The following is a 16785-nucleotide window of genomic DNA, read 5'->3' as shown; positions in this document are numbered from 1 at the left end:
GCTCAGATGCCTTTCTGCGGTTACGTCGGCGGACGGGTGGATCACTCGGTACGGAGTCCGTCGGGGCGCATCAGGCGCCACAGCGGGGGCAGGCTGAGCAGCGTCACCACCAGGACGGCGACGGTACCGGTGCCCGCCAGCGGCAGGAAAAGCCACCAGTCGGTGACCCGCTTGCCGACCATGTCGAGCAGGGCCACGCCCAGCGCGGTGCCGCCCGCGACCGCGAGCACCACCCCGAGGACGACGGGCACGGCGGTCTGCCACAGCACGGACAGGGCCAGCGAGGAGCGCCGGGTGCCGAAGGCCACCAGGACCGACAGGAGCCGGCGGCGCTCGCGCAGCTGCTCGATCTGCGAGACGAGCAGGCTCAGCGCGATCAGCAGCATGGTGGCGATCGCCCCGGTCCGCAGCCCGCTCTGGACGCTGGCGTACTGCCTGTCTCGGTCGATGTTGTCGATGGTGCGCACGGTCATCGCCGGGTCGATGGCGGCGGCCGTGTTGCGTACGTACTCGGCGGCGTCCGGCACCTCGCGGTCCACCCGGACCATGGCCCTGGTCTCGGCCGAGGGCAGCCGGGCGACGTCGACGGCGCCCGGGGTGGCGAAGATGCCGTGCCGGTGCTCGCCCATCGGGTCGGGCCGCGAGACGGCCGGGCGGGCCGACTTCGGCAGCGTCCACAGATACGGCTTCACCGAGGGGTCGTAGTCGGAGGTGGTGTCGAGGTTGACCGCCTCGCCGGGCCGCGCTGTCCTGTCCACCCATCCGCTCAGCCGCTTGTCGCCCTCGGGGTGGACGACGAAGGTGTCCCCGTCGCGGCAGGAGGGGATACGGGCGAGCTCGCTGAGGGTGGCGCAGTCGCCCACGGTCAGCACGGTGGTGGGCCGGATCTCGCCCTCGGGGTAGTGGCCGGGCCGGGTGGCGTAGGTCTCGACCGTGCCGATGACCGCCTCGACGCCCTTCGTGGCGCGGAAGTCGTGGATCATCCGCTGGGCGCGCTCGCCGCTCGGGAAGTTCGCCACCACGTCGATCTGGGCGCGGCTGGGGTCCTGTTCGGTGGTGCGGACGAAGTCGGCGTGGATGCCGGTGGTCATCATCTGGAGGGAGATCGCGCCCGCCACCGCCACGGTGATGCCCGCGACGGCCCGCCCGGCGGTGCCGCCGCTGAGCTGGAGCCTGCGGACGGCCAGCTGCCAGGCGACCGGGCCGCCGCGCAGCCTGGCGACCGCCGCCTCCACCAGCCACGGCAGCAGCGTGGCCAGTCCGGTCAGGGTGAGGATCGCGCCGAGGGCCACCAGGTTGGGGTCGGTCACGCCTTGGTCCACGCCGGCCCTGGGGGACAGCGCGAGGACGCCGATCCCGGCGGCGGGCAGCAGCAGCCGCCACCACAGCCTGCGCCTGCGGGGCTTGACCGCCCGTACGACACCCAGCGGCTCCACGGCCACCGAGCGCATCGTGAACAGGGTCACCACCACGGCCGCCAGCGGCACGGCGAGCAGGACGAGCACGGCGAGCAGCGGGTCCGGGGTGAAGTCGGCCGGGAAGGCCGCGAAGCTCCAGAACCGTACGCCGCCGATGAGTTCACGGCCGAGGAGGAAGAACACCGCCCCCAGCAGCAGGCCGAGCGCCGAGCCCGCGAGCGCCTCCCCGGCCGCGATCCACCGGGTCATCGCGGTGTCCGCGCCGACCAGCCGCAGCGCCGCGAGCCGCCGGTCGCGGCGCTCGCCGCCGAACCGTACGGCGGTGGCGATGAAGATGACCACCGGCATCAGCAGGACGACGCAGGAGACGACCGTGAGCGCCACCAGCACCGGGTTGAGCGGCAGTTTCACCACCTCGCCGCCGAAGGCGTCGGTCCGGGTGGCGCCGGTGGCCGTGCTCAGCCTGTCGCTGCCCGCGTAGAAGAAGAGCTCGCGGGGGTCGAGGAGCCCGGCGTCGCCGATGCTCGCGGTCACCTTGAACGGCAGCCGCCGGCGCAGCAGTTCGCCCTTGGGGGAGTCGAGCAGCTCGCGCAGGGCGGGCGAGGCGGCCATCTCGCCGGGCCGGGGCACCGCGCGCAGGCCCGGCGGTACGGCGGGGTGCGCGCCCTCGGGGCGCAGCAGCAGGCCGCCGATGGACTCGCCGTGGTACTCGGTGCCCACCATGTCGAAGAGCAGCGAGGAGTCGGAGCGCTCGAACGCCTTCTTGCTGCCGGAGGCGGCCGGCACCCGGGCGTCCCCGCGGGCGCTGCTCGCCTGGTTGACGTGCGGGATGGAGGCGGCCGCGAAGAGCAGCGCGACCCCGAGCCCGACGCCGAGTGCGGTGAGCAGCGTACGGATCCAGCCCTCGCGGCCACCGGTGACGGCGAACTTGGCGCCCAGCGCCAGCTCGCGCGGACGGCGGGTCACCGGGCACCGGCCGGGGCGAGGGTGAGGTCGCGGGAGCGGCCGTCGCGGACGGTGATCTCGCGGTCCGAGTAGGCGGCGACCCGGGCCTCGTGGGTGACCAGGACCACGGCCGCGCCGGTCTCCCGGGCGGCCTCGGTGAGCAGCCGCATCACGAGCTCGCCGCTGAGCGAGTCGAGTGCGCCGGTCGGCTCGTCGGCGAAGACCACGCGGGGCGCGGTGACCAGGGCGCGGGCGACGGCGACGCGCTGGCCCTGGCCGCCGGATATCTGGTCGGGGCGGCGCCCGGCCACCGAGGCGACCTCCAGGCGCTCCAGCCACTCCCGGGCCGCGCGGTCGGCGTCCTTGCGGCGCACCCCGTCGAGGCGCAGCGGCAGCGCCACGTTCTCCAGGCAGGTGAGCTCCGGCACCAGCCGGCCGAACTGGAAGACGAACCCGAAGTCGCGGCGGCGCAGCGCCGAGCGTCCGGCGTCGTCCAGCGCGGTCAGCTCACGGCCTTCGTAGGTGATCGTCCCCGCGTCGGGCCGGACGATCCCGGCGAGGCAGTGCAGCAGCGTCGACTTCCCGGACCCGGACGGGCCCATGACGGCGACGACCTCGCCGGGGCACAGGGCGAAGTCCGCGCCGTCGAGGGCGGGCGTGGCGCCGAAGGCCTTGCGCAGCCCGCTCGCACGGAGCAGGGGCGCGGACGACGGGGAGGACGGGCCGAGTGACATGGGGAGGACTATACGCACTAGGTATACGCGGTGTGTATACGCCTGGTGCATAGCCCCTTGAGGAACATGACATTCCTAGGCAAAAAAGGGCAGGATCCTGCGCTCTGGCAACCCTCGGGGCCGTTTGTCAGTCGGTTCCCATGGGCTGGGTGCTGATTGTCACGTACGGAAAAGACGTGATGGGCTCCTCTTTGTCCACAGGTGCGGTGTTAGTTTTCTTAGCTGATCTGGCGAGTCAAGAAGGCGAGCGACTGAGGTTATGGGCCGAGCGGAAGAGCGGCGGGCCCGGCAGCGCGGTGCGCGCCGGACCAAGCAGACGAAGGGCGGCCGAATACGCAGGCTCTTCACCTGGAAGAAGATGCTCGGCACCTTCTTCGGGCTCGTCCTGCTCGGTATGGGCGGCTTCTACATCATCTATCTGATGACGCCGATCCCGGAGGCGAACGCCCAGGCGCAGATGGAGAGCAACGTCTACAAGCTCTCCAACGGAAAGATCATCGCCCGGACCGGTCAGCTCAACCGCGAGGTCGTCGGACTCGACAAGATCCCCGAGAAGGTCCAGCTGGACTTCGTCGCCGCCGAGAACATGTCCTTCTACAAGGACTCCGGCGTCGACTTCAAGGGCACCACCCGAGGCCTGGTCAACACCCTCTCCGGCAAGGGCAAGCAGGGTGGCTCGACCATCACCCAGCAGTACGTCAAGAACTTCTACCTGAGCCAGGACCAGACGGTCACCCGCAAGCTCAAGGAGCTGGTGATCTCCCTCAAGGTCGACCAGAAGTACTCCAAGAAGGAGATCCTGGCCGGCTACATCAACACCAGCTTCTACGGCCGCAACGCCTACGGCATCCAGGCCGCGGCACAGGCGTACTACGGAGTGGACTCCGCCAAGCTGACCGTCGAGCAGGGCGCCTATCTGGCGGCGCTGCTCCAGGCGCCCAGCCAGTACGACTGGGCGGTGGCCTCGGCGACGGGCAAGCGGCTGGTCACCAACCGCTGGAACTACGTCCTCGACAACATGGTCAAGATGAAGGAGCTGGACGCGGCCCAGCGGGCGGCGATGAAGTTCCCGGTGCCGATCGAGCCCAAGCCCGACCCGGGCATGGAGGGCCAGACCGGCTATCTGGTCCGGGCGGCCAAGGCCGAGATGGTGCACAACGGCATCAGCGAGGCGGACCTGGCCAAGGGCGGCTGGACCATCACCCTCAACATCGACCCCAGGAAGCAGCAGCTCCTGGAGGACTCGGTGAAGCAGGAGCTGACCAGCAAGCTGGACAAGAAGAAGCGCAAGGTCGACCAGGACATCCAGGCGGGCGCCGTCTCGGTGGACCCCAAGACCGGTTCGGTCGTCGCGCTGTACGGCGGCCAGGACTATATGAAGCACCAGATCAGCAACGCCACCACGGCCACCTACCAGCCCGCCTCGACCTTCAAGCCGCTGATCCTCGCCGCCGCGCTCAACGAGAAGTCCGAGACGCAGGACGGCAAGGAGATCCGGGCCAACACCATCTACAACGGTGACAACAAGCGCCCGGTGAAGGGCGAGGGCGGCAAGGGCTACGCGCCGCCCAACGAGGACGACGTGAGCTACGGCCCCATCACCGTCCAGACGGCCATGAACAAGTCCGTCAACAGCGTCTTCGCGCAGATGGGCGTGGACGTGGGGCTGTCGAAGCTGCGGGACACCGCCGTCGCGCTCGGCCTCAACCACATGAAGGGCGTCGGCGCCGAGCCCGCCATGACGCTGGGTTCCTACGGCGCCAGCCCGATGGAGATGGCCGGCGCGTACGCCACGCTGGACAACCACGGCAAGAAGGTCACGCCGTCCATCGTCAAGTCCGCCCAGCACAAGGCCGCCAAGTACAACAAGCCGGACCCGATCGGCGACCAGGTGATCAGCCGTGACGCGGCGGACGCCGTCACCTCGGTGCTCACCGGTGTGGTCGACGACGGTACGGCCAAGAAGTCGGTCCGGGACGCGGACAACCGCGACGGCCAGCCGGTGGCGGGCAAGACCGGTACCTCCGACGACAACAAGTCGGCCTGGTTCACCGGGTACACGCCGTCGCTGGTGACCTCCGTCGGCCTGTGGGGCGAGGCCGCCGAGCCGCGCCAGGTGGACGGCCACACGGTGCCCAAGGGCGGCCAGGTGAGCATCGCGGGCGCCACCGGCAACGAGGGCCCCGCCCACGGCCGTATCAACGGTGGCGCCATCCCGGCGAAGATCTGGGCCGCGTACACCTTCGACGCGGTCGGCAGCGACGACTCCGAGTTCGACCTGGACACCGACCAGGGCGCGGCCAAGCAGCCGGACGAGACGCCGTCCAGCACGCCGTCGGGGACCCCGTCCAACACGCCTTCGCACACGCCGTCGAAGACGCCGTCCAAGACGCCCTCGCACACGCCGACGAAGACGCCGCCGAAGCCGCCGACGACCGGGGGCCAGACGACCGGCGGTCAGACCACCGGGGGCCAGACGACGGGCGGCCAGACGACCGGCGGGCAGACCACCGGTGGCCAGACGACCGGCGGTCAGACCACGGGCGGTCAGACGACCGGCGGCCAGACGACCGGCGGGCAGACCACGGGTGGCCAGACGAGCGGGGGCACCATCACCGGCACGACCGACGGCGGCGCCACCCAGGGCGGCGGCGACACGCCGTAGCCCCGCCTTCGGACACGCGTCGGCCCCCCACCCGTCCGGGTGGGGGGCCGACGCCTCCGGGGGGTGGCCCGGCTCAGGGACGGGTCGCCAGCTCGAACCAGACCACCTTGCCGCCGGAGAGCCGGGTGGCGCCCCACCGCCTGGCCAATCGGTTCACCAGGAAGAGCCCGCGCCCGCCCTCGTCGGTGTCCCGCGCCCGCCGCTGGCGGGGCAGCTGCGGCGAGTCGTCGCCGACCTCGCAGCGCAGGACGTCCGTCTTGAGCAGCCGCAGGGTCACCGGGCGCTCCGCGTACCGCACGGCGTTCGTGACCACCTCGCTGACCAGCAGCTCCACCGAGTCCGTGAGCTCCTGAAGACCCCAGCGGTCCAGGGCGCGCCTCGCCAGCCGCCGGGCCCGGCCGGGGGCCGAGTCCTCCGGGTCCAGGAACCAGTACGCCACGTCGCTCGGCGCGATCCCGTCGAAGCGGGCCGCGAGCAGCGCGATGTCGTCGTCCCGGTCGCCGGGGCCCAGCATGTCCAGGACGTCGTCGCAGAGCGCCTCCAGCGGCGGCGGGTGGTCCGGGCCGGTCAGCTGGGCGGTGGCGGCGAGGCGCTCGCGCAGCTGCTCGATGCCGGTCCACACGTCGCGCAGCCGGGACTCCACCAGCCCGTCCGTGTACAGCAGCAGGGTGGCGCCCGCCGGGGCGTCCAGCTCGACCGCCTCGAAGTCCACCCCGCCCACGCCGATCGGCGCGCCCGGCGGCACCCGCAGCACCTCGGCGCGCCCGCCCAGGTGCAGCAGGACCGGCGGCGGATGGCCCGCGTTGGCGATGGTGATCCGGTGCGCGACCGGGTCGTACACCGCGTAGAGGCAGGTCGCCATCCGGTCGGTACCGAGGCGCTGGGCCTGCTCGTCGAGGTGGTGCAGCACTTCCTGGGGCGGCAGGTCGAGCCCGGCCAGGGTCTGCGCGGTGGTGCGCAGCTGGCCCATGATCGCGGCCGAGGTCATCGAGTGGCCCATGACGTCGCCGACGACCAGGGCGACCCGGCTGCCGGGCAGCGGGATCGCGTCGTACCAGTCGCCGCCGACCCGGGCGGTCTCGGCGGCCGGGAGATAGCGCGAGGCGAGCCGCACCCCGGTGGGCTGCGGAAGCGAGTCCGGCAGCATGGTCCGCTGGAGCTCGTCGGCGATGTACGCCTCGCGCCCGTACAGCACGGCCTTGTCGATGCCGAGCGCGGTGTGGGTGGCCAACTGGGCCGCCACCAGCAGGTCGTTCGCCTCGAAGGCGGGCCGCTCCAGGCCCCGTACGAAGACGGCGGCGCCGATCACGCGGCGCCGGCCCCGGAGCGGGGCGAGTATCGTGCGGTGGCCGCCGGGGACCGGGCGGTCCGGGCCGAGCAGCTCGGCCAGGGCGAGCCGGGCGGGCACGGAGTCGCCGAAGACCGGCCGCACCCCGCGCAGCACCTCGGCGAGGGCGCCGCCGGTGCGCACCTCGCAGAGCTCGGCGGCCGGGGTCAGGTCGGTCTGGGCGTTCAGCAGGGACAGGGCGTCGAGCGCCTCCGGCTCCTGGAGCGACTCGTCGACTAAACGCAAACGGTCGGTTCGGCGCAGCCGCAGCACAAAGGGGCTGGCGGGCCGCTCGTCCCCGACCGGCAGCGGGTCGCGCAGATGCACGAGTATCGCGTCCGAGAAGGTCGGCACGGTGGCCCTGCACAGCCCCAGGACGATCTCGTCGAGGTCTATGCCCCGGGCGATCCGGCGGGTCGCGGCGCCCACGAAGCGCAGCCGGTCGCCCTCGCGGCGGGCCACCGCCGCGCCGTCCCCGACGGGCACCTCGCCGCCGCCACCGCCGGCCCCGGCGGCCGGGGCGCCGGGCGGCGCCTCGGCGGAGGACTCCGAGGGACCCCGTCCGGGCGGCACCCCCATCGCGCTCGCGGTCGCCGCCGCACCCAGGTCGCGGGCGAGCTCGCGCGAGCCCGGCTCGGGCTGGCCGGGCACGGACGCGGTGGCCGCCCGGGCCTGGCCCCGCCGGGCGGCCGGAGCGGCGACCTGGGGAGCGGGCACGGCGGAGTGCGCGGCGGAGCCCGCACCCGGCTGGTCCGGGCGCGGACGCGCCGGCTCAGGAGGCCGGGCCAGCTGCTCCTGGTGCCGGCTCTCGTGCGAAGTGGGCTGGTGCTCCGTCACGCGTCGGGTTCCGTCCGTCCGGAGTGAGACATCCACCGTCCTGGAGGCAGGGCAAGGATGCGCGAAGCAGTCGCTTCGTGCGGTATACCCGCTCCACGGGCGGCCGCGACACCCCTCACGTCCCGACCCCCCTTGAGGTGACATACGGTCAATTTGCGCCCTGGGTTCCCTCGTTGTCGATGCGCAGCCTTGCGGAGGACGATCCTACGTTTGAACCCCGGGGGCGCATCAAGGGTCTCACGACGGCATATGCGCCGGGGTGCGATCCCAGTCCGCCGGGAGCGCCGGAACCGGCCACCGCGGATCGGGGCGCCACTCCTCCCACCCGTCCGAGAAAGGCCTGCCCCACGCGCGGATCACCTCGACCGCCGCCGCCCCGGCCGCCCGGACCCGCCGGGCCTGGGCCGCGTCCATCAGTCCCACCCGCTGGGCCTGCGCGAACTCGTCCTCGTCCCGCCACTGCCAGGTGCGGTCCGGGTAGACGGAGATGTCGAGGAAGTGGTCCTCGGAGTCGATCCCGCCCGACCACCGCGTGCGCGGCTCCTCCAGGTTCACGTACCAGCTCCGGAAGCGCCAGCCCCGCTCCCAGAACAGCCAGACCGACCAGGGCTCCCCGGGGCGCGCGAGCTTGAGCACCCCGGTGCCGAACCAGCGCGCGCGCTCCGTGGTGCGCGGGGCGGTGTAGCGGGTGGCCAGCGGCTCCTCGTGCACGGGGGTGCCGTCGGCGAGCACCGGCTTGACGCACTCGGTGCCCGGCGCCATCCACACCGCCAGCAGCTCGTCGGTGTCCTGGACGACGGTCACCGGGCGGCAGATGTGGACGCTGCTCCTCAGGGCGGGGGCATTGCCGCGGTAGCGCCAGAGGATCTGGTCCCCCGGCGCCCAGTGGTGCATGCCTCCGGTACCTGTCATGCGCAGATCCTAGGAGCACGGTCAAGACCGCGCTGCGACCCGCGTCACGGCCGCGGTCACCGCCCGGTCATCGCCCCAGGCCCCGCGGCTCAGGGCCGGGTCATCCGCAGGACGTCGAGGGCCTCGTCCAGCTGCGCCTCGGTGAGGTCGCCGCGCTCGACATAACCGCCCTCCAGGACCACCTCGCGGATGGTCTTCCGCTCGGCCAGCGACTTCTTGGCGACCTTCGCGGCCTCCTCGTACCCGATGTACTTGTTGAGCGGGGTGACCACCGAGGGCGAGGACTCCGCGTACTCCCGCGCCCGCTCCCGGTTGGCGGTGATGCCGTCGACGGTGCGGTCGGCCAGCAGCCGGGAGGCGTTGGCGAGCAGCCGCACCGACTCCAGCAGGTTCTTGGCGATCACCGGGAGCATCACGTTCAGCTCGAAGTTGCCGGCCGCGCCCGCCGCCGCCACCGTGGCGTCGTTGCCGGTCACCTGCGCGGCGACCATCAGCACGGCCTCCGGGATCACCGGGTTGACCTTGCCGGGCATGATCGAGGAGCCCGGCTGGAGGTCGGGCAGGTTGATCTCGGCGAGCCCGGTGCGCGGCCCGGACGCCATCCAGCGCAGATCGTTGGAGATCTTGGTGAGCGAGACGGCGATCGTGCGGAGCTGGCCGGACGTCTCCACCAGGCCGTCCCGGGCCCCCTGCGCCTCGAAGTGGTCGCGCGCCTCGGTGAGCGGCAGCCCGGTCGTGCGCGCCACCTCCGCGATGACGGCCGCCGAGAACCCGGGCGGGGTGTTGATGCCGGTGCCCACCGCGGTGCCGCCGAGCGGCAGCTCCGCGAGCCGGGGCAGCGAGGCCCGCAGCCGCTCCACGCCGTAGCGCACGGCCGCCGCGTAGCCGCCGAACTCCTGGCCGAGGGTGACGGGGGTGGCGTCCATCAGATGCGTACGACCGGACTTGACCACGTCCGCGAACTCGGCCGCCTTGCGCTCCAGCGCCTCGGCGAGGTGGTCCAGGGCCGGGATCAGATCGCCGGTGACGGCGGCCGTGGCGGCGATGTGGATGGAGGAGGGGAAGACGTCGTTGGACGACTGCGAGGCGTTGACGTGGTCGTTGGGGTGCACGTCCCGGCCCAGCCGCTCACCGGCCAGGGTCGCCACGACCTCGTTGGTGTTCATGTTGGACGAGGTGCCCGAACCGGTCTGGAAGACGTCGACCGGGAAGTGCTCGTCCCAGCGCCCCTCGGCGACCTCCGCGGCCGCCTCCGCGATCGCCTTCGCGATGTCCCCGTCCAGCACGCCGAGTTCGGCGTTGACCTTCGCCGCGGCCGCCTTGATCCTGGCCAGCGCCTCGATGTGGGCGCGCTCCAGCCGCTGTCCGGAGATCGGGAAGTTCTCCACCGCCCGCTGGGTCTGGGCCCGCCACTTGGCGTGCGCGGGGACCCGCACCTCGCCCATCGAGTCGTGCTCGACGCGGTACTCACTGTCGTTCATGTCCCTGAACCTCCTTGGAAAGTTGAGCACTTGTCTTGTTCTAGCTATTCCCCATCGGCCCTACTGGCCGGTAAATACCGGTGGTAACTCATCACCGGGGAGGCGCAATGAGGCGCACCAGGCACAGACTCCGCTGTACGTTCGCGGCCGCTGTGGCCGCGGCGGCCGCGTTCGGCGGCATGACGGCGACGGCCGCGGCCGCACCAGCGGCGACGGTACAGTCCACCCCCCTTCCGCCCGAGCTGGAGAAGATCCGCGCCGCCGAGGCGCTCAAGCTGTACGGGGATTCCGCCGAGCGGCCCATGGACCAGCGCAGGACCGGGCTGATCTCGCTCGGCGACAGCGAGATCTCCGGCGAGGGCGTCGGCAGCTACGAGGCCGGCACCAACGGCCCCGACAACTGGTGCCACCGGGCGCCCGACTCCGCGATCCACCGGACGGGCATCCCCGCCGACGAGACGTACAACGTGGCCTGTTCCGGCGCGTACACCGGCAACATCCGGATAGGCGGCTCGAAGCAGTACGCCGACGAGCTCGTCCAGAGCGACAGCCTGGCCATCAAGGCCCGCAACACCCGCATCAAGATGGTGCTGCTGGTGGCGGGGGCCAACGACGACCTCCAGTTCGGGCCGGTGATGACCGACTGCGTGGAGCGGTATCTGCTGCTCCAGGGCCCGTGCGAGTCGAAGTACGCACCGGGCTGGCAGGCGCGGGTCGACGGCCTGGTGCCGAAGGTCGAGGCGACCGTCGAGGACCTGAAGACCGTGATGCGCGACGCCGGGTACGCCGACGGCGACTACAAGCTGGTCGTGATGGGCTACCCGAGCCCGATCGGCCCCGACTTCCACGACAACCCGGGCTTCCCCGGCAAGCTGGTCTGCGGGGGCCTGGGCTACGACTCCGACACCGTCTGGGGCCGCAACACCGCCGTGCCCGCCTTCGAGCGCGGGATGCGCAAGGCCGCCGCCGCCACCGGTGCGGTCTACCTCGACAACTCGCGCCTGTTCAACGGCCACGAGGTGTGCATGGAGGACACCTGGGCGCGCGGCCTCTACATCGACCTCTCCAAGCCCGGCCTGCCGGACTCCAACTCGGTCCGCCAGTCCTTCCACCCCAACTACCGCGGCCACGGCGCCTTCGCGTCCTGCCTCACCCAGGTGTACGCCTCGGACCTGCGCGAGGCGAGCTGCGCGGACCCCGCCTCCACCGGCGCCCCGGTGCTCTACCCGCTCGCCTGGGACGACGCCTACCAGCCGCTCAAGAGCGCCTCGACGGGCAGCTGTCTGGACGTGAGCGGCGCTTCCAGCGCCAATGACACGGCCGTGATCGGCTGGGACTGCCACGGCGGCCGCAACCAGGGCTGGTGGTACGACGGCGCCCGCAGGTCGCTGCACACCCAGCTCACCCAGGACCGCTGTCTGGACGTGCCCGGCGCGAAGTACTCGGCCGGGGCCAGGCTGATCATCTGGAACTGCCACGGCGGCGCCAACCAGGAGTTCGTCCGGGACGGCTCCACCCTGCGCCCGGCGGCGGCCACCGGGCTCTGCGCCACGCTGGCGGCGGCGAAGGACCCGCTGACGCTGCGCCCGTGCGACGGCTCCCCGTCGCAGCGCTTCGCGTAGGAGCCTGTTTCCGAACCCCCGCCTCCGCATGACCGTCCCCTCCCTTAAGGTTAGGCTGTCCTAACTTACAGGGAGGGGATCGGGCGTGAGCGCCGAGGTCTATCGCGACAGCTGTGGCATCCCGCACCTGCGGGCGGCCGACGCCCGGGAGCTGGCGTACGCACAGGGCCGGGCCACCGCCGTGGACCGGGCCTGGCAGCTGGAGGTCGAACGGCACCGGGTGCAGGGCAGTACGGCCGCCTTCCTCGGCCCCGACGCGGTCGGCTGGGACGTCTTCGCCCGCCGCGCCCGCCTCGCCGACACAGCCCGCCGGTGCTTCGAGGCGCTGGACGCGGAGACGGCCCGGTGGGTCACGGCGTATGTGGCGGGCGTCAACGACGGGCTCGCCGAGGGGGCGGCCGCACACCCCGGCTTCGCCGGGACCGGCCTGGCCCCCGGCCGCTGGGAGCCCTGGACGCCGCTCGGCGTCTGGCTCTCCACCCACATCCTCTTCGCGGGCTTCCCCACCAAGCTCTGGCGCGAGCGGGCGGTCGCCGTGCTCGGCCCGGAGGCGGTGGAGCTGTTCGCCACCGACGGCCCCGGCACCGCCGGCTCCAACGGCTGGCTGGTCACCGGCGAGCACACCGCGAGCGGCGCCGCGATCATCGCGGGCGACCCGCACCGCTTCATCGAGGACCCCGGCGTCTACCAGCAGATCCGCCTCGCCTGCCCGGAGTTCGACGTCATCGGCCTCGCCGTCCCCGGCGTCCCCGGTATCGCCCACTTCGGCCACACCGGCTCGGTCGCCTGGGCCATCACCAACGCCATGGCCGACTACCAGGACCTCTACCGCGAACGCCTGCGCCGCGACGGTACGGAGGTCCGCGCGCTCGGCCCCGACGGCTGGGCCCCGGCCGCCGTCCACACGGAGACCGTGGAGGTGGCGGGGGCGGCCCCGGTGACGGTCGAGGTGATCGAGACGGACCGGGGCCCGGTGATCATCGGCGGCCCCGACGCGCCCGACGCCATCAGCCTGCGCCACCCGCCCCGCGTCACCGCCGCCCTCGGCTTCGCCGCGCTCCCGGGGCTGCTGCGCGCCCGTACCGCCGACGACGTCGACCGCGCCTTCGACACCTGGGTCGAACCGGTCAACGTGGTCCAGGCCGCCGACACCCGGGGCGGCACACTGCACCGGGTGGCCGGCCGCGTACCGCTGCGCCACGAGACCAACCGGGTACGGGTCGTCCCGGCGTGGGAGGCGGCCCACGCCTGGACCGGCTGGGCCCCGATGCCGCGCGCGGAGGTGGACGGGACGGCGGTGATGGCCAACCAGCGGGGTCTGGCGGCGCCGCTGGGAGTGGAGTTCGCGCCCCCGTACCGGGCGGACCGCATCGCGGCCCTGCTCTCGGCGTCGCACAACTGGACACCTCCGCAGATGTCCGCCATCCACATGGACACGGAACTGGCGTCGGCGCGCCCGCTGCTGGCGCTCCTGGCGTCGCTGGACGGCCTCTCCCCCCGGGCGGCGGGGCTTCGCGACCGCCTCACGCGCTGGAACCGGCGCATGGACGCGGACTCCGAGGACGCGACGGCGTACGCGACGGTACGGGAGCGGGTGGTACGGGCGCTGGCCGCCCACCCGTCCTTCGCGGACCTCGCCGAACTCCCGCCGCTGCCCGACCTGTTCCTGCCCTGGCTGGCGCTGACGCCGAGGATCGCGTTCGCGCTGGAGACGGTCCTGACGACGTCGCTGCTGCCGCAGGCCGACCGGGTGGAGCCGGTGCGGGCGGCGCTGGAGGAAGTGGCGTCCGAGGAGCGGGAGTTCGGCCCCTGGGGCGAGGCCCACCGGCTCGCCCCGTGGCAGGCGCTCCCGGCCGGGGAGGAGTGGCCGGGCCTGGCGGGCGACCACGACTGCGTCCTGTCGACGAGCAGCGTCCCCGGCCTCACCCACCGCAGCGCGCGTGGCCCGGCCGCGCGGTACGTCTGGGATCTGGCCGCCCGCGAGAACAGCCTCTGGGTGGTCCCGTTCGGCGCGTCGGGCGCCCCCGGGAGCCCGCACCACCGCGACCAGCTGGAGCGGTGGGTGGCGGGGGAGCTGGTGGGCGTGGAGACGGCGTGGGAGGACCTGAGCAGGGAGACGATGTACGAGTACGAGCAGTCCGGTGAGGTCTACGTCTACGTCTACGAGGAGAAGGTCCCGGACTTCGGAACGGTCCGCCTGCGCCGGCTGGACCCGGCCGGTGACGCGGACCTGGTCCATTCCTGGGTGACCCAGGACAGGGCGCGCTTCTGGGGGATGCGGGACGCGGACCGCGCGCATGTGGAGGAGACCTACGCGTACGTGGACTCCCTCCCCACGCACCACGCGTTCCTGCTCCTGCTGGACGACGAGCCGGTGGGGCTGTTCCAGACGTACGAGCCCGGGGCGGATCCGCTGGGGGAGTGCTACGAGGTGCGCCCGGGCGACGTCGGCATCCACATCCTGGTGGCCCCCGCGCCGGGCCCCGCGCGCCCCGGCTTCACGGGGGCCCTGATGAGGTCCCTGATCCGCTACGTCCTCTCGGACCCGGCGGTCCGGCGGATCGTGGTGGAGCCGGATGTGCGGAACGTGAAGTCCATCGAGCGGATGGTGCGGTCGGGGTTCGTGCTGGGGGAGGAGGTGGCGAAGCCGGAGAAGCGCGCGCGCCTGGCGTTCTTGGAGAGGCCCCCCACCCCGCCCCTTCCCTGAAGGCCTCGGGCGGACAGCCGGATACTTCGCCTGCGGACCGTGCCGGGCTGGTCGCGCAGTTCCCCGCGCCCCTGAAAGCCTGTGGCTGAGCTGGTTCCTCCGGCTGCGGCCTACTACCTCAGGGGCGCGGGGAACTGCGCGAGAAGCGGCCACGACCCGCAGACGAACGAGCCTTTAGGGGCGCGGGGAACTGCGCGAGCAACCGGCCACGGTCCGCACATAGCCGCAAAGCGGGGCGCAGGGGCCGCAGGCCCCGCAATAAGGGGCCCGGGGCCCGCGCCCCCACCTACCCCCGGAGGGTTGAGGGAAGGGGCGGGGTGGGGGCCCAAACCGGCTACGGCTGCGCCGCACCCCGCACCGGAATGTTCAAGAACGTCGGCGGCTCAGCCGGCGCCTGGAAGAAGTCGTTCCCCTTGTCGTCGACGACGACGAACGCCGGGAAGTCCTCCACCTCGATCCGCCACACCGCCTCCATCCCGAGCTCCTCGTACTCGACGACCTCGACCTTCTTGATGCAGTCCTGCGCGAGCCGCGCGGCGGGACCGCCGATGGAGCCGAGGTAGAACCCGCCGTGCGCGCCGCACGCGTCCGTGACCTGCTTGCTGCGGTTGCCCTTGGCCAGCATCACCTTCGACCCGCCCGCCGCCTGGAACTGCTCCACGTAGGAGTCCATCCGCCCGGCCGTCGTCGGCCCGAAGGACCCGGACGCGTACCCCTCGGGAGTCTTCGCCGGGCCCGCGTAGTACACCGGGTGGTCCTTGAGGTACTGCGGCATCTCCTCGCCCGCGTCCAGCCGCTCCTTGATCTTGGCGTGCGCGATGTCGCGCGCCACGACCAGCGGGCCGGTCAGCGAGAGGCGGGTCTTGACCGGGTGCTTGGTGAGCTCCGCGAGGATGTCGTCCATCGGCTGGTTCAGATCGATCCGCACCACGTCGGAGGACTCGTCGAGGTGCTCGTCCGTCGTCTCCGGCAGGAACCGCGCCGGGTCCTTCTCCAGCTCCTCCAGGAACACGCCCTCGGCCGTGATCTTCGCGACCGCCTGGCGGTCGGCGGAGCAGGACACCGCGATCGCGACCGGCAGCGAGGCGCCGTGCCGGGGCAGCCGCACCACGCGCACGTCGTGGCAGAAGTACTTGCCGCCGAACTGCGCCCCGATGCCGATCTTCTGCGTGAGCTCGAAGACCTTCTTCTCCAGCTCCTCGTCCCGGAAGCCGTGCCCGAGCTCGGAGCCCTCGGAGGGCAGCTCGTCGAGGTAGTGCGCCGAGGCGTACTTCGCGGTCTTCAGCGCGAACTCCGCGCTCGTGCCGCCGACCACGATCGCCAGGTGGTAGGGCGGGCAGGCCGCCGTACCGAGCGAACGGATCTTCTCCTCCAGGAACTTCATCATGGAGGCCTCGTTGAGGACCGCCTTCGTCTCCTGGTAGAGGAACGACTTGTTGGCCGAGCCGCCGCCCTTGGCCATGAAGAGGAACTTGTACGCGCCGCCGTCCGTCGCGTACAGCTCGATCTGCGCGGGCAGGTTCGAGCCGGTGTTCTTCTCCTCCCACATGGTGAGCGGGGCCATCTGCGAGTAACGCAGGTTGAGCTGGGTGTACGCGTCGTAGATGCCGCGCGAGAGGGCCGCCTCGTCGCCGCCCTCGGTCAGCACGTTCTGCCCGCGCTTGCCCATCACGATGGCCGTGCCGGTGTCCTGGCACATCGGCAGGACGCCCGCCGCCGCGATGTTCGCGTTCTTGAGCAGGTCCAGCGCCACGAACTTGTCGTTGCCGGACGCCTCGGGGTCGTCGATGATCCGGCGCAGCTGGGCCAGGTGGGCCGGGCGCAGATAGTGCTGGATGTCGTGGATCGCCTCGGCGGCCAGCTTGCGCAGCGCCTCCGGCTCGACCTTGAGGAACGTACGGCCGTCGGCCTCGAAGGTGGAGACACCCTCGGCGGTCACCAGGCGATACGGCGTGGTGTCCTCTCCCAGCGGGAGCAGATCGGAGTACGCAAACTCTGGCATTTCGGCCATTCCTCACTCGGCAGACAGCGGCTGACCTCCATTGGCACAGCACCCTCAAGCGTATGCGGCCCTCCCGGCGCCGTTCTTGTGAGGTAGGGCTCAGTTGCGCAAGGGGGCGCGAGGCGCGGTCCGAGC

General features: G+C 72.2%; 9 protein-coding genes. 3 read left to right on the top strand and 6 right to left on the bottom strand.

Going from position 1 to position 16785, the window contains the following annotated elements; translation table 11 throughout:
- Positions 1–41 precede the first annotated feature (41 nt).
- Together ABD236_RS02195 and ABD236_RS02190 are read right to left on the bottom strand one after the other, a co-directional pair.
- Positions 42–2384 (bottom strand): FtsX-like permease family protein, encoded by a 2343-nt coding sequence (locus tag ABD236_RS02195; protein WP_344069268.1) that lies wholly within the window; start codon positions 2382–2384, stop codon positions 42–44.
- Positions 2381–3097, bottom strand: a complete 717-nt coding sequence (locus ABD236_RS02190) for an ABC transporter ATP-binding protein (RefSeq protein ID WP_344069265.1) — start codon at positions 3095–3097, stop codon at positions 2381–2383. The genes ABD236_RS02195 and ABD236_RS02190 overlap by 4 nt, the downstream gene beginning before the upstream one ends.
- A 259-nt stretch (positions 3098–3356) precedes the next feature.
- On the opposite strand from ABD236_RS02190, the gene ABD236_RS02185 reads away from it, so the two are divergent.
- Entirely contained in the window at positions 3357–5762 is a 2406-nt protein-coding gene (locus tag ABD236_RS02185; RefSeq protein WP_344069262.1) for a transglycosylase domain-containing protein, read from the top strand.
- A gap of 73 nt (positions 5763–5835) precedes the next feature.
- On the opposite strand, the gene ABD236_RS02180 is transcribed toward ABD236_RS02185, so the two are convergent.
- From ABD236_RS02180 to ABD236_RS02170, 3 genes are all read right to left on the bottom strand, one after another.
- On the bottom strand, positions 5836–7926 hold the full coding sequence (locus ABD236_RS02180) for a SpoIIE family protein phosphatase (RefSeq protein ID WP_344069259.1): 2091 nt from the start codon (positions 7924–7926) through the stop codon (positions 5836–5838).
- Positions 7927–8163: 237 nt separating this feature from the next.
- A complete protein-coding gene (gene fomD / locus ABD236_RS02175; RefSeq protein ID WP_344069256.1) occupies positions 8164–8838 on the bottom strand; it encodes a cytidylyl-2-hydroxypropylphosphonate hydrolase in 675 nt (224 codons plus the stop codon).
- A gap of 89 nt (positions 8839–8927) precedes the next feature.
- A complete protein-coding gene (locus ABD236_RS02170; protein ID WP_344069253.1) occupies positions 8928–10319 on the bottom strand; it encodes a class II fumarate hydratase in 1392 nt (463 codons plus the stop codon).
- Positions 10320–10426: 107 nt separating this feature from the next.
- On the opposite strand from ABD236_RS02170, the gene ABD236_RS02165 reads away from it, so the two are divergent.
- Together ABD236_RS02165 and ABD236_RS02160 are read left to right on the top strand one after the other, a co-directional pair.
- Positions 10427–11941 (top strand): ricin-type beta-trefoil lectin domain protein, encoded by a 1515-nt coding sequence (locus ABD236_RS02165; protein ID WP_344069250.1) that lies wholly within the window; start codon positions 10427–10429, stop codon positions 11939–11941.
- A gap of 85 nt (positions 11942–12026) precedes the next feature.
- The gene (locus tag ABD236_RS02160) at positions 12027–14648 is read left to right on the top strand and encodes a GNAT family N-acetyltransferase (RefSeq protein ID WP_344069247.1); all 2622 of its coding nucleotides are present in this window, start codon (positions 12027–12029) and stop codon (positions 14646–14648) included.
- A gap of 334 nt (positions 14649–14982) precedes the next feature.
- On the opposite strand, the gene ABD236_RS02155 is transcribed toward ABD236_RS02160, so the two are convergent.
- Positions 14983–16659, bottom strand: a complete 1677-nt coding sequence (locus ABD236_RS02155) for a fumarate hydratase (protein ID WP_344069244.1) — start codon at positions 16657–16659, stop codon at positions 14983–14985.
- Positions 16660–16785 lie beyond the last annotated feature (126 nt).

Source organism: Streptomyces crystallinus (genome assembly GCF_039521265.1).
In the GTDB taxonomy this organism is placed as follows: Bacteria; Actinomycetota; Actinomycetes; order Streptomycetales; family Streptomycetaceae; genus Streptomyces; species Streptomyces crystallinus.
Note: the sequence above shows the minus strand (reverse complement) of the source record. Positions and strands in the feature narration are given on the sequence as shown.

What these genes read in the sequence shown, in the direction of transcription:
- ABD236_RS02190 (WP_344069265.1), bottom strand. Translation starts at nt 3,097, where the DNA reads ATGTCACTCGGCCCGTCCTCCCCGTCGTCCGCGCCCCTGCTCCGTGCG.
- ABD236_RS02185 (WP_344069262.1), top strand. Translation starts at nt 3,357, where the DNA reads ATGGGCCGAGCGGAAGAGCGGCGGGCCCGGCAGCGCGGTGCGCGCCGG.
- fomD (WP_344069256.1), bottom strand. Translation starts at nt 8,838, where the DNA reads ATGACAGGTACCGGAGGCATGCACCACTGGGCGCCGGGGGACCAGATC.
- ABD236_RS02170 (WP_344069253.1), bottom strand. Translation starts at nt 10,319, where the DNA reads ATGAACGACAGTGAGTACCGCGTCGAGCACGACTCGATGGGCGAGGTG.
- ABD236_RS02165 (WP_344069250.1), top strand. Translation starts at nt 10,427, where the DNA reads ATGAGGCGCACCAGGCACAGACTCCGCTGTACGTTCGCGGCCGCTGTG.
- ABD236_RS02155 (WP_344069244.1), bottom strand. Translation starts at nt 16,659, where the DNA reads ATGGCCGAAATGCCAGAGTTTGCGTACTCCGATCTGCTCCCGCTGGGA.